The sequence below is a fragment of the Clostridium hydrogenum genome (assembly GCF_021432385.1).
Classification (GTDB): Bacteria; Bacillota; Clostridia; order Clostridiales; family Clostridiaceae; genus Clostridium_S; species Clostridium_S hydrogenum.
In genome coordinates this window covers 408,866-421,788 of record NZ_JAEACT010000003.1, presented here as the reverse complement: position 1 = coordinate 421,788, position 12,923 = coordinate 408,866, and the positions used below count along the sequence as shown (strand labels likewise).

General features: G+C 29.2%; 12 protein-coding genes and 3 pseudogenes. 9 read left to right on the top strand and 6 right to left on the bottom strand.

The window, feature by feature from the left end; translation table 11 throughout:
• The first annotated feature begins 31 nt into the window (after nucleotides 1-31).
• Complete coding sequence (locus CUEA01_RS15160) at nucleotides 32-706, top strand: CatA-like O-acetyltransferase (protein ID WP_234122527.1); 675 nt, start codon at nucleotides 32-34, stop codon at nucleotides 704-706.
• A 143-nt stretch (nucleotides 707-849) separates the two neighbouring features.
• Here the strand turns inward: CUEA01_RS15160 and CUEA01_RS15155 are convergent, their stop codons facing one another.
• Nucleotides 850-1,434, bottom strand: coding sequence for a DJ-1/PfpI family protein (locus CUEA01_RS15155; RefSeq protein ID WP_234122526.1), 585 nt, complete (start codon nucleotides 1,432-1,434; stop codon nucleotides 850-852).
• Between the two features lie 148 nt (nucleotides 1,435-1,582).
• Here CUEA01_RS15155 and CUEA01_RS15150 point away from each other — a divergent pair.
• From CUEA01_RS15150 to CUEA01_RS15135, 4 genes and pseudogenes are all read left to right on the top strand, one after another.
• Nucleotides 1,583-2,065 (top strand): annotated as a pseudogene (locus CUEA01_RS15150) (LysR family transcriptional regulator); the annotation flags it as partial.
• A gap of 248 nt (nucleotides 2,066-2,313) precedes the next feature.
• Nucleotides 2,314-2,622 carry a LysR substrate-binding domain-containing protein gene (locus tag CUEA01_RS15145; protein ID WP_407929261.1) on the top strand — a complete coding sequence of 103 codons (309 nt, stop codon included), beginning with the start codon at nucleotides 2,314-2,316 and terminating at the stop codon, nucleotides 2,620-2,622.
• 239 nt (nucleotides 2,623-2,861) lie between these two features.
• Complete coding sequence (locus tag CUEA01_RS25170; protein WP_234122525.1) at nucleotides 2,862-4,550, top strand: AIPR family protein; 1,689 nt, start codon at nucleotides 2,862-2,864, stop codon at nucleotides 4,548-4,550.
• A 138-nt stretch (nucleotides 4,551-4,688) separates the two neighbouring features.
• Nucleotides 4,689-5,925, top strand: a pseudogene (locus CUEA01_RS15135) (IS256 family transposase).
• 203 nt (nucleotides 5,926-6,128) lie between these two features.
• On the opposite strand, the gene CUEA01_RS15130 reads toward CUEA01_RS15135, so the two are convergent.
• Nucleotides 6,129-6,731 (bottom strand): PDDEXK family nuclease, encoded by a 603-nt coding sequence (locus CUEA01_RS15130; RefSeq protein WP_234122524.1) that lies wholly within the window; start codon nucleotides 6,729-6,731, stop codon nucleotides 6,129-6,131.
• A 145-nt stretch (nucleotides 6,732-6,876) separates the two neighbouring features.
• Here CUEA01_RS15130 and CUEA01_RS15125 point away from each other — a divergent pair, with 145 nt between their 5' ends.
• Nucleotides 6,877-8,106 carry a DNA-methyltransferase gene (locus tag CUEA01_RS15125; RefSeq protein WP_234122523.1) on the top strand — a complete coding sequence of 410 codons (1,230 nt, stop codon included), beginning with the start codon at nucleotides 6,877-6,879 and terminating at the stop codon, nucleotides 8,104-8,106.
• A gap of 177 nt (nucleotides 8,107-8,283) precedes the next feature.
• Here the strand turns inward: CUEA01_RS15125 and CUEA01_RS15120 are convergent, their stop codons facing one another.
• The 4 genes and pseudogenes from CUEA01_RS15120 to CUEA01_RS15105 form a co-directional block, all read right to left on the bottom strand.
• Complete coding sequence (locus tag CUEA01_RS15120; RefSeq protein WP_407929267.1) at nucleotides 8,284-8,493, bottom strand: IS3 family transposase; 210 nt, start codon at nucleotides 8,491-8,493, stop codon at nucleotides 8,284-8,286.
• A 12-nt stretch (nucleotides 8,494-8,505) separates the two neighbouring features.
• Nucleotides 8,506-8,736: pseudogene (locus tag CUEA01_RS15115) on the bottom strand (DDE-type integrase/transposase/recombinase); the annotation flags it as partial.
• 109 nt (nucleotides 8,737-8,845) lie between these two features.
• A complete protein-coding gene (locus tag CUEA01_RS15110) occupies nucleotides 8,846-9,202 on the bottom strand; it encodes an IS3 family transposase (RefSeq protein ID WP_234122521.1) in 357 nt (118 codons plus the stop codon).
• Nucleotides 9,203-9,285: 83 nt separating this feature from the next.
• Nucleotides 9,286-9,477 (bottom strand): helix-turn-helix domain-containing protein, encoded by a 192-nt coding sequence (locus tag CUEA01_RS15105; protein WP_234122520.1) that lies wholly within the window; start codon nucleotides 9,475-9,477, stop codon nucleotides 9,286-9,288.
• A gap of 21 nt (nucleotides 9,478-9,498) precedes the next feature.
• Here CUEA01_RS15105 and CUEA01_RS15100 point away from each other — a divergent pair, with 21 nt between their 5' ends.
• The 3 genes from CUEA01_RS15100 to CUEA01_RS15090 all read left to right on the top strand — a co-directional run bounded on the left by CUEA01_RS15100 (nucleotide 9,499) and on the right by CUEA01_RS15090 (nucleotide 12,055).
• Nucleotides 9,499-9,705: a recombinase family protein gene (locus CUEA01_RS15100; protein ID WP_407929266.1), complete on the top strand. Its 207-nt coding sequence runs from the start codon at nucleotides 9,499-9,501 to the stop codon at nucleotides 9,703-9,705.
• A 43-nt stretch (nucleotides 9,706-9,748) separates the two neighbouring features.
• Entirely contained in the window at nucleotides 9,749-10,312 is a 564-nt protein-coding gene (locus tag CUEA01_RS15095) for a zinc ribbon domain-containing protein (protein WP_234122518.1), read from the top strand.
• A gap of 114 nt (nucleotides 10,313-10,426) precedes the next feature.
• A complete protein-coding gene (locus tag CUEA01_RS15090) occupies nucleotides 10,427-12,055 on the top strand; it encodes an IS1182 family transposase (protein ID WP_234117334.1) in 1,629 nt (542 codons plus the stop codon).
• The last annotated feature ends 868 nt before the right edge of the window (nucleotides 12,056-12,923 follow it).

Genomic DNA, 12,923 nt, shown 5'->3' with positions numbered 1-12,923 from the left:
ACAAATTAAATGTGGATAGGAGCATGAACATATGAATACAAATTTTAATAATATTGATATGAATACATGGGCAAGGGCAGAGACGTATAGGTACTTTACAGAAACAGTATCAACCGTTATTTATTCTGTTAATGTAACAATGGATATCACAATCCTTAGAAATGCATTAAAAATTAAGAAATTAAAATTCTTTCCTGCATATTTATATCTGATAACTAGAGCTATGGAAAGGCATCAAGAATTTCTTATGGCAATTAAAGATAATATATTAGGATATTGGAATTATAGAACTCCTTTTTATCCAAGGTTTCATGAGGAGGATAAAACAATAACATTTCTTTGGACAGAATATAACGGCGATTTTAAAATTTTTTATAAAAATTATACTTCAGACATAAATCAATATGGAAAAAGTCACGGCATTATGTTACCAAAGGGAGCACCTCCTTCTAATAACTATATAATATCTTGTGTTCCGTGGTTTTCTTTTAACAGCTTATCTATGCAATTACAGAATGCTCAAAATTATTATGCGCCAATTTTTGAATCAAGTAGATTTACTAAAACGAATGGCATAATTACAATGCCTTTATCTATTACAGTTAATCATGCTGCAATAGATGGTTATCATATAAAGCTGTTTTTAGATGATTTACAATGGTTAATGAATAATCCTAAAGAGTGGATTGAAGGTTTGAAATATTAGTTCTATAGATATGTAATTTGAAATATAAAATTATAAATGATAAATTACAATTTAATAGGATGAATTTTGTATTACCAATTTAATCCTTTCAGCCAGAGTATCTATGTTTCAAAACCCACAATAATCTAAATTTCAGACTTTTACTAAAATCCCATTAGTTTTTTTACCTTATTACAATTTTCTTTAGAGGTAAGCATTTCTAAAAGTTTGAAAGCTACCTCGAAAGCTGTTGAAGGATTATATGAGGTAATTATATTTTTATCTATAACAATAGGTTTATTGGCAAGAACATTTGCACCAAGTTCGGATAATTGTTTTTGCCTTTTACCATCTCCTAAATTATAAGTTGTGGCATTTCTATTAGTTAGTACGCCACTTTTTCCAATAGGTAGAGCAGCAACACATATAGAGGCTATTATTTTTCCAGCTTTATCGAATTCTCTGATTAAGTTTAAAAAATCTCTACTAAAGGCTTCTTCATAAAATCCAGCCTCCTCGTATCCGCCTGGTATTGCAAGGGCATCAAATTCGTCAATATTAACATCACTTATATGCATTTCTGGGATTACTGTGAAATTCCAGGTGCATTTAATTTTATCTCTTAAGCCTACCGTTACTAAATCAGTGGTGCCATCACCTTCTAATTTATTCCAACCCATAACATCGGTAAAAACACTTGCTTCTACAGCCTCAAAACCATTAGCAAGAAGTAATAATACTTTTTTCATACATAACAACTCCTTTATAAAACTGGGAACATTGATTTTCTTAATTATAACTCTGGTTTTTGTATCAGTAAAATTGAAATAAATGAATTAAATAATCGAAATATATGATATAATATTCCATATTTAAAAGTGTAAAGGAATGAAGTTAATGGAAATTAGACATTTACAAACCTTCATAGCTATAGTTGAACTTGGTGGATTTACAAAAGCAGCAGAATATTTAGGATATGCTCAGTCTACAATAACAGCTCACATTCAAATTTTAGAAAATGAAATGGGAGAAGCTTTATTTAATCGTTTGGGCAAAAAAATTGTTTTGACTAATGTAGGTAAGGAATTGGTTCCTTATGCCAAGCAAATGCTGTATATATATGATGAAATTAAAAGCATAACTTCAGAAAAAAATGCTGTTTCGGGTGATTTAATTATTGGTGCAGCAGAATCATTAACTATATATCATCTAGGTGAAATTTTAAAGGAATATAAGAGGAAGTTCCCAAAGGTAAATATAATTTTAAAGGATTCAACTTGTAGCGATTTAAGAAATAAATTACACACTGGAGAACTTGATATCGCCATTACCATTGAACCGGAAATTAAGGATAAGGATTTAGTTGTTAAAAATTTAAAAGAAAGGCTATGTTTTAAAAGAATGCTGATATGAGCTTATGGCATTAATGGACTCTAAGAATTGCTCGTTTATAATTTGCTACCCATTTAGATGCATCGTCCTGATGCCTAAATGGCTTTGACCGTCCTAGTCAAAATTACGCAAATTATAAACGAGCAATCCTAAGAGTCCATAAAAGCCAACACATCACATCAACATTCTTTTAAAAATAGCCAAACATACTAAAGGAAGCTATGTTTTAAATAAGTGTGAAAATCAACACTTATTTAAAGCATAGCCAAGATATAAAAAAAATAAGATATGTAAATCCTCTAGAATTTTCAAGCACAGAGGCTATTAAAAAATGTGTGATGAATGGGCTTGGAATTTCTTTTGTGCCTTATTATGCAGTTAGGGATGAGGCTGAGAAAGGAAGCTTAAAGGTGATAGAAGTAGAGGAAAAGTATAGTAGGTTTAGAATTCAGCTTTCGTATCATAAGAATAAAAATATATCTGTGGCGATGCGGAAATTGATGGAGATTGTGGAGGTAGAGATAGGACGAGGGGAAGAAAAATGATGATATGATGGAGAGTTGGTTGGTTCGCCTCCACCATTAAAACCCACGATACATAAAAACCGTACTGGAATCCAGTACGGTTTTTAGTTTAATTAAAAGATTTAATCATTTATAGATGATTAAATAAGATTAGATAATATTTTTACAATATGTTTGCTATAGAAATTATTATTATGGAGTATATTGTAAAATGTTTATCTATCATGTAAAATTGTATATGTTGGAAGGGAGTGAAACATGTGTCAATTTTATATGTTAATCAGATAAAAAGAGCTATTGAAACCATATATAAAGGTATTATAGATTTAAGCGACTATGATGGAAAAAAACAAGACGAAAAAAAGGATGCTTTTTTGACAAGAGCATTATGTGCATATTCTATCCAAAGTTTAACAGGGGCAGAGCCTATTGATATAGTAAAATGTATTACAGATGGTTTTGATGATAACGGCATAGATGCTATTTATTATAAGGAAGAAGCAAATACTTTATTCTTAGTACAGTCAAAATGGAATCATACAGGTACAAAAAGCCCAGAATTAGGAGCAGTTGATAAGTTTATAACTGGGATTACAGATATAATTAGTTTTAGATTCGAAAAATTTAATAAAAAAATAAAAGAGATGCAAAATGACCTTGAAGAAATTCTTTGTAAGAAAGGTTTAAAAATAAAAGTTTTATTAGCGTATACAGGTCCACAGCTATCTAAACATGTAAAAGATAAGATTGAATCTTTTTTGGAAACTCAGAATTCATCTAATGAATTATTTTATTTTGAGAATATAAATCAAGGTAAATTGCTGATGTTTTTACATAAAGGATTGAATGAAAATGTAGATTTAGATGGTGTGATTTTATCTGAATGGGGTAAAAAGGAAACACCTCATCTAGCCTATAGTGGTTTTGTTGATGGAATGCAGATAGCTAATTGGTGGAGTGATCATGGAGTAAATTTATTTTCAAGAAATATAAGAATGTTATTAGCAGATTCTGATATAAATGAAGAAATTAAAGAAACTATTTTGAAAGAACCTGATATGTTTTGGTACTATAATAATGGAATAACAATGATATGTGAATCAATAGGAAAAAGAGTAGCTAATGGATCTGAGAGAAACTATGGAATGTTTGATTGCAAAAATATTTCTATTATAAATGGTGCACAAACAGTAGGTACAATAGGCAAATATGCTGAAAGTACAGGGTTAGATAAAGCACAGAAAAAGTTAGAAAAAATTAATGTGCAATTAAGAATTATTAGTACAAGTTCTAGTGAATTCAAACAAGAAGAGATACTTATCGATAGAATTACTAAATCTAATAACAGACAAAATAAAATAGAAAATAGAGACTTTGTATCTTTAGATATTAATCAAAAAACAATAAAGAATGAGTTGAGTTTGTTAAAAATTAATTACTATGTAATGAGATCAGAAGAAATAGTTATTGATGAAAAAAGCTTCGATTTGGTAGAGAGTACAAGATCTTTGTCAAATGCATTAAATATAACAGCATCGACATTAGTTCATAGAGAACCAAGTAAGATATGGTCGGATATAAATCATGATAGATATAAGAGTCTATTTAGCAAATCAGCTATTTATATTTGGAATATAGTCCAATGTCAAAGAATAATTGATAATGTTTTAAAGGAAGTTAAAGGAAATTGTAAAGGTGAAGATAAAGCTATTATATCTTATGGAGAAGATTTTATTTCGTGTTTAATGTTTAATAAAATTAAAACTAGAGTTTCTAATAATATCATAGGAATAGATGAAGTGTTTAATGGTATAGACATTAAGAATTATATACTTGAAGTAAGAGACCTATTAAAAAATGAAATTAAAAGAATAGGCAAAGGAGTGCCTACTGTTTTTAAAAATTATACTGATTGTGAAAATATGCATGATAAATTAGTAGAAATGTAAAATATCACTTAAAAATAAGAGAAGTAGTGGGGCAGTGGACAGTTTTGTGTAAACACAAAACTGTCCACTGTTTTTTGCATAATCAGCTGGCAGTTTTTGAATAATATACTACAAGAAAATATAGGAGGAATAGTTATTATGAAAACAGCAGACGATGATTTTGACTACAAAGCAGAAATAAAAAAGTGTAGGACTATTGATGATGTTATGGGCAAAAATGGATTAATTCAAAGATTAGTTAAGGATGTTTTAGAAAATATACTTGAGGCTGAAATGGAGGAGCACCTTGGAAGAGATAAGTATGAAAGAGCTGAACATAATGATTCTTCGAAGAAGAATTATTGTAACGGATATAGTAGCAAAAATGTAAGAAGTTCTTTTGGTGATGTAGATTTAGATATACCAAGAGATAGAAATGCCGAATTTCAACCACAAATTATAAAAAAGTATGAAACTGTATGTACCGAGTTAGATAAAAAGGTAATTTCACTTTATGCAAAAGGAATGTTTACAAGCGATATTCAAGCTGAAATAGAAGATTTATATGGAATAACAATATCTCCTTCTATGGTTTCAATAACTACTAATAAAGTTATGGAAGGTGCTGTAGAATGGCAGAATATACTATTGGATAAGGTCTATCCAATAGTATATTTAGATGCTTCGTATTTCAAGGTAAGGAGTAATGGAAAGATTGTAAATAAAGCCGTATATATATGCTTAGGATATAACATGCAGGGATACAATGGAATATTAGGAAGTTGTGTAGATGAAGCAGAAGGTGCTAAGTTTTGGTTAAAGATATGCAATGATCTTAAAAATAGAGGTGTAAAAGGAGATCCTTATAGCCTGTATGGATGGTTTAAAAGGATTGCCTGAAGCTATTAAAACTGTATTTCCATTAGTTAATATACAAACATGTATAGTTCATCAAATAAGAAACTCGTTCAAATATATAGCTTCAAAAGATAAAAAAGAATTCATGCATGACTTGAAATATGTTTATAAATCTGTAACTGAAGAGCTTGCGCTAGCGCAGCTCGATAACCTAAAAGAGAAGTGGGGAGATAAATATGCTATTGTACTAGATTCTTGCTATAACAATTGGAGCGAGCTATTAACATTTTTCAATTTTTCTCCAGAAATAAGGGAGATGATTTATACAACCAATACACTTGAAGGATTTAATAGACAAATATGTAAGTATACAAAGACAAGAACTATATTTCCAACAGATGATTCTTTAAACAAGTGTATATACATAGCTACTATGGAAATTATAGAAAAATGGACTCAGCCCACTTCAAACTGGGGTGGAACTTTAGATGAGTTATCAATAATATTCGATAAACAATTAAGTGGTGAACTAGCTTAATAGCCTGTACCTTTGAAAAAATTATGTATAATATCTAAGTTTTTAACTAATGCTATAAATAGTAACAATTTATATTTTTAGTATTTACTAAAAATATTAAACTATTACTGAAAGAGCTGAATTTCCAGTAATAGTTTAATCATAAATATGTTAATAACACAAAACTATCTAGAGTCTAGAAGTAGTTGTTAACTACTTCTCATTTATTTTAATGCTCTACCATCTGTGCCTTTTTTAAATGGTGCAATTCTATCACTAACACTATCATGTTCTATTTCAATTATTTTTAAAACACCATTATTAATTTGATTAGAGAATAAAGACCATAACTTGAAATAAGGCTCAAGCTCTTGGAAATTACCAATTCTATCAGTTAAATAATAATACATTTTTCTTGAAGGAAGAACTAGTATTCCACCTAGTAATTTGCCTTCAACTATACCTAACAATAGTCTATTAATAGCCCTATGACTAGAAGAAATATTTCCTGTTTCCCACTCTACTCCAAAATATTGATTTGTATCATTTAGTTTATAAGTAGAATCGATTCTACGTTTTTTCATGTCTCTATCTTTTATTTTTCTTTCATCTTGCCAATTATGTTCGTTTAAGTAATTTATAAACATTTCTTTGATGGGTTTTACTCCATTTGCTTGTTTACCAGAGTTTAAGATAAATGATTTACTACCAATAGGGTTTTCGATGCATTTAATTGCATTAAGTACATCATTTTCTATACTTTTATATTCAACACTATTAGAAAAAGCTCCATTAGATATTAATGTAACGACATTAGTTATTTTCATATAAACCCTCCTAGCTTGTACAATAATACCATTATACATTTATGGCATTTATAAGTAAATAAGCTATATAAATGAATAAACGTTTATAAGGTTTTATTTAATTAGATTTATGATAAAATACTAATATAATTAAGAGGTGATTGATTTGTCAAATGATAAGAATTTACATATAAATAGGTTATTTAAAGAATTGAGTATTTATAATAAAGATGATTTGAAGAATATATCGAAGCAGTTAAATATCAAATCAACAGAGTTAGAGTTTTATAATAATAAGATGATTTTCCCAAGTGGCAAGGCACTTGATAGTATTTTAAAGTTTAAGAATTGCTCGGAGTTAGAATTAAAGTTAAGATTAGGAATAGTAGATAATGAGTTAATAGAATGGATATCAAGAAATCCAGAAGTGATAGTTAATAATTATAATTTGGAAGATAATTGTAGTGAAAGAGATGTTAAGTTACAAGAAAACTTTAGTACAAAGTATGGTAAATTATATAAAGGTGATTGCCTAAACATTATGAAAGGTATGAAAGATAACTCGGTTGATTTAATATTTGCAGATCCACCGTTTAATTTGAAAAAGACTTATGAATCAGGAATAAATGATTATATATCTGAACAGGAATATATAGAATGGACAGAAAAATGGATTTTAGAATGTTTGAGAATATTATCTCCTGGAGGATCCATATTTATTTATAATCTTCCTTATTGGAACTCTTATACATCTAATATTCTTAACAAATATGCAAATTTTAGGCATTGGATATCTGTATCAATGAAAGGATTAATACCAGTTGCAAAAAAATTACAACCAGAACACTATTCTCTCTTGTATTATATAAAAGGAGAGCGCCCTAAAGTTTTTAATAAGCAAAGAATTCCGGTACAGACATGTAGACATTGTGGAGGAGAAATTCGAGATTATGGTGGTAAGAAAAAAAGTTTAGATCCTTGTGGATTATCAATATCAGATATTTTTATGGATATTAATCCTGTTAGACACAAGAAATACAAAAATAGAGAATCTAATGAGTTACCTGTAAAGCTATTATATAGAGTAATATCGTTAGCATCGAATGAAGGAGATACAGTATTTGATCCATTTGGCGGTAGTGGAACGACATATGTTGTAGCAGAATATTTAAAAAGAAATTGGGTTGGTGTAGAAATAGGTAGTTTAGATGATATTGTCTATAGGTTTAATAATAAGTCTATAGATTTAAAATTATTACAAAATATCAGTAAAGAAAGCAATGTTTTATTTACTGATAATCAAGTTAAATTAAGAAGAAAAAATGGTTTTTGGTGTTATGAGAAACTAGATAAAAAAATTAATGGCACACAAAAGGAATTATTAAGTAATTTGTAAAGTCTTATAAAAATAAGAAGCCTTAATTAACCAGTAACTGGTTGTTAAGGTCTTTTAGTTTATATTTTATAAACAATAAGGAGCTAGAGAGAAAAATGAAAGGAAAAGTATATCAAGAAGTACTAAAAGAATACAAAGTACAAATTAAAATGAGAAAATTCGGTTGTTTTCTATATTTTAACTTGCTATTGACATACTAGAGTTATTGACTTTTTCGTATACTTTTTCAAACTTATTTGGTGACATATAATTACAATGACTATGAATTCTTACAGTATTATAGAATGTTTCAATATATTCAAATACAAGAATATATGTGTGACGATAATTTTTAATTCTAAAGCGGTTTATCCATTCACGTTTAATGATTGCATGAAAAGATTCAATACACGCATTATCCTATGGATAAGCTTTTTTAGAATAACTAAGTACCATTTTTGAAGTGGCTTTTTTATATTCTTTTGACACGTATTGGCTGTCTCTATCACTGTGTATAACAACTGGATTGACAAGCTTTCTATTTTTCTTGGCCTTATTAATTGTGTTGATAACACAAGAAACATTTAAAGTTTCAGAAAGAGTCCGAGCTATAAATTTTCGAGAATATAAGTCCATGATGCTTGTAAGGTATACAAAACCTGCATTAGTTCAAAGATAAGTAATATCTGTACACCAAACTGCGTTTGGTGTAGTTGGGTTAAATTGCTCATTTAAGATATTTTCAAGCTTACTGCTAAAATCAGAATTTTTGGTAGTGACAGTATATGGTTTTATATATATGAGCTTTAATTCCAAGTTCTTTCATATACTTTCCAACAGTACGTTCGGATATTTTTTCACCAGTTTTCTGTATCTCCTTAGCAATTTTAGGAGCACCATAATTTTGGTGTGATTTATCATAAATTTCTTTAATTTTATCTTTTATAAGCTTTTTTCTCTTCTGTTGATTTGAAGTTAGGTGATGCAGCCATGAATTATACCTTGAACGTGAAACGCCTAATATATAAAGCATTACGCTGACAGAAACCCGGCGTTCCTTCCCGAGGTTTTCACATTTATTTTGTACTTCAAAATAAATTGCTTCTGTCACTTTCACAGAATTCTTATAGCTTTTTTTAATACATCGAGAGCATCCTTTGTATCACGAAGTTCACACTTTAATTGTGCAATTTCTTTTTGTTAATCACTAGAATAATTACCAGAACCACGAACCTGAATACAATTTTCACTCTTAGACTCGCTAATCCACCTTGATAAAGTACTGCCACCTATACCAAGGTTTTTAGCACAACCCTGTACTCCAAGTTCTTTATGATCTACGTAGTACTTTACAGCATCTTCTTTAAATTGTTTGTCATGCTGTTTTCTCATGATTAAGTTCCCCCATATCTTATTTTTATTCTAGCACTAAATAGTATATACGGTATATTGGATAATGAAAAATATAGCGGAGTATATGTTTTTAATAAGAGTTCAAAGAAAGATACTTTTGGTAGAAGAAATAGTCATTCGCCAAAGGAGGAAAGTGAAATAATAAAAATAGATGGAGGAATTCCAGCTATAGTAGCAAAAGAAGGCTTTCAACGGCTAAAGAAATGATGGTTGCAAGAAAAAAAGAACCTGGAGCTAATAAGGCAAAGAGATGTATTTGCTTACAGGCTTGATATACTGTGGACACTGCGGTTCAGCTATGCAGGGCAATAGAAGGAAGCCAAAGGACAAGCCTAAATATGTATCTTATAGGTGTGGATGCAGGGTGCAGAAAAGAAACTGTGACAATAAGGAAATAAGAAAAGAGTATGTAGAAGAGTTTGTTTTGACGGAGCTAGAGAAAAATATCATAAATGACAAGGCAGTTCCAATATTAGTTGAAAAAATAAATAAACACATAGTGGAACAATCTAAGAATGAAAAGGAATCTGCTGAAATAATGCTTAGGAAATTAAGCGAGGTTAAAAAGCAGATAGACAATATAGTTGTAGCAATAACTAATGGGTTCTGTCAAAGCGAATTTAAGGCTAAAATGGAGGAACTAGAGGAGAGAAAATCAAAGCTTGAATTTAGCATTAAAGAGCTAGAAGTTAAAAATAATATTCCAAGCATTACAGAGGAACAGGTTAAAAATATGTTTGCTATGTTTAAAGTCTATGTATTAGAGAGAAATATACCAGAGTGTAAAAAAGTTCATATAAAATTATGTTCATAAGGTTATAGTTTATAAAGGGGCTGTCGCACTAAAAAATTAGTGCGATAGTCTTTTTTAATACAAAAAATAAATCTCTCACTCAAAAGAGTGAAAGATTTATGGTAAAATTAACATATGACTAAACACATTAATTTACATAAAAATTATACTTCAATTCAGGGAGATTATCAATTAAAACTTCCACTAAATATTGAGTACATAATTCCGGCTGATGATTCGGTGCGTTTGCTAAGTCAATTTATTGAGGAGATGGATTTAACATATTTGTATTCGACTTACTCTCGTATAAGGGAGAATCAAGCAACGCCACGTCAGATGCTTAAAATTGTACTTTATTCTTATATGAATCATAATTACTCATCAAGAGAAATGGAACAGTCCTGTAAAAGGGATGTTAATTTTATGTACCTTTTAGGAGATTCTAAAGCACCTGATCATTCTACATTTGCAAGGTTTCGCAGTATACACTTTGCGCTATGCGCAAAGGAAATCATGGCTGAAATGTCTAATTTCCTTTATGAAATTGGAGAAGTTATGGGAAATGATATATTTATTGATGGTACTAAAATAGAAGCTTGTGCTAATAAATATACTTTTGTTTGGAAGAAATCAGTATGCAAAAATTTAGAAAGATTGCTTTCTAAATTGGCTGATTTTGTAGCTGAGTGTGAAGAACTATATGGTATAAAAATTGTATATGAAAACAAGGTTAAAATAAAGCATATAAAAAAACTTAGAAAGAAACTTTATACTTTAAAACAGAAGGAAAATATAGAATTTGTACATGGATGTGGAAAACGAAAAAATCCAATTCAACGTTCTATTGAAACACTTGAAGAATACCTTGAAAAGCTAAAAGAATATACAAAAAAAATCTATACTTGTGGTGAACGTAACAGCTATTCAAAAACTGACAACGATGCAACATTTATGAGAATGAAAGAAGATGCAATGAAAAATGGTCAGTTAAAACCTGCTTACAATGTTCAACATGGAGTAGATTCTCAATACATAGTATGGCTTACTGTAGGCCCTCAGCCTACAGATACCACAACATTAATTCCATTTATAAAAAGTATGGAAAATCTTCTGCATTTTAAGTACTCAAACATAACTGCGGACGCAGGTTATGAGAGCGAAGAAAATTATGTTTACATTAAAGAAAATATGCAGCTATCATTTATTAAACCAACAAATTATGAAATATCTAAAACGAAGAAATATAAAAGTGATATAAGTAGGATAGAGAATATGGAATATAATGAATTTGGTGATTACTATACCTGTAAAAATAATAAGAAGTTAACTGTGAATAAAATAGTAAACAGGAAGAGCAAGACAGGCTATATAAGTGAAAAAACAATTTATACATGCGAAGATTGCAGTAATTGTAAATATAAGAGCAAATGCATAAAAGGACATAATTGTAAAACTCCATTAGAAGAAAGAACTAAAAATCTTGAAACTTCTAAACTATTCAATGAACTTCGTAAAGATAATCTTAAAAGAATTGTAAGCGAGGAAGGTTGTAAATTAAGGATGAATCGAAGCATTCAAGTAGAAGGTTCTTTTGGAGAGATAAAACAAGATATGGGATTTCGCAGATATTTAAGCAAAGGTAAAAATAATGTTTTGGCGGAAAGTATTTTGCTCGCAATGGCACATAATGTAAATAAGTTACATAATAAAATTCAATTGGATAAAACCGAAACACATCTTTTTCCAATCAAAAAAAGTGCTTGATTTTAAAATCTTAAAATCATTTTAATTCGAAAAAAGCCTCAATAGCAAAGGCTTATTAAAGTGAACAGTTTTTTTGATGTTGAACTTGCTATCAATCAGAATATTGCTAAAAAATAGCATAAACAGCTAAAAACAAGGGTGTCGCATTAGCATATTTTTTTATGCTAATGCGACACCCTCTTTAGTTTTTTGCAGGAAAAAGAGTTTGTTAGTATAAGAGCCTCCGCTAGAAAGAAAACCTTATTTAAGATATGTAGAAGCATTGCATAATAATATGGGTAAGATTAAATTTCTAATGCAGTAGAGCTATGAAAGGAGGTGAGAATTATGATAAAATACTTAGTTTTTGGAATAGGTGTAGTTGTAGGAATTACCGCATGTGTTGTTGTAGATTTAACTGTACAGTTTGTAGACACAGCAGATATTAAATATTAAGCAGTATAGAAGGTAGTTCAAGGAGGAATAAAATGTTAATAGAATTAAGTTTCACAGGTGGAGTAATGTTTGGAGTTTGGCTGTATAAGACTTCTAAAAAGAAATGGAGTGACTAAAAGTAATATTAAAAAGATAGTAGTTAAAAAGACTAGTATGTGATTGTATTAGTGTTTTTAACTTTTATTAAATTACGTTAAAGGCACATTTAGTGCTATTGAAAAAGAAATGATAATATTATATTTATATTGAATCTTCATTTATTTTAACAGCTTTCTTATAGTAGAAAAAATTTAATTATCTTGGAGGAAAGTTGAAATTTATGTAGAATATAGTTATGGTAATATGAATTATTATAATAAATTACCTTTAATAAGGAAATACTACTAGAAAAACAATAAAAAATGTAACTACGTTAATTTTAAGAGAGATATTG

Coding starts and splice junctions, on each gene's coding strand:
- CUEA01_RS15160 (WP_234122527.1), top strand. CDS start 32: ATGAATACAAATTTTAATAATATTGATATGAATACATGGGCAAGGGCA.
- CUEA01_RS15155 (WP_234122526.1), bottom strand. CDS start 1,434: ATGAAAAAAGTATTATTACTTCTTGCTAATGGTTTTGAGGCTGTAGAA.
- CUEA01_RS15105 (WP_234122520.1), bottom strand. CDS start 9,477: ATGAGAAAACAGCATGACAAACAATTTAAAGAAGATGCTGTAAAGTAC.
- CUEA01_RS15090 (WP_234117334.1), top strand. CDS start 10,427: ATGACTAAACACATTAATTTACATAAAAATTATACTTCAATTCAGGGA.
- CUEA01_RS15130 (WP_234122524.1), bottom strand. CDS start 6,731: ATGAAAATAACTAATGTCGTTACATTAATATCTAATGGAGCTTTTTCT.
- CUEA01_RS15095 (WP_234122518.1), top strand. CDS start 9,749: ATGTATTTGCTTACAGGCTTGATATACTGTGGACACTGCGGTTCAGCT.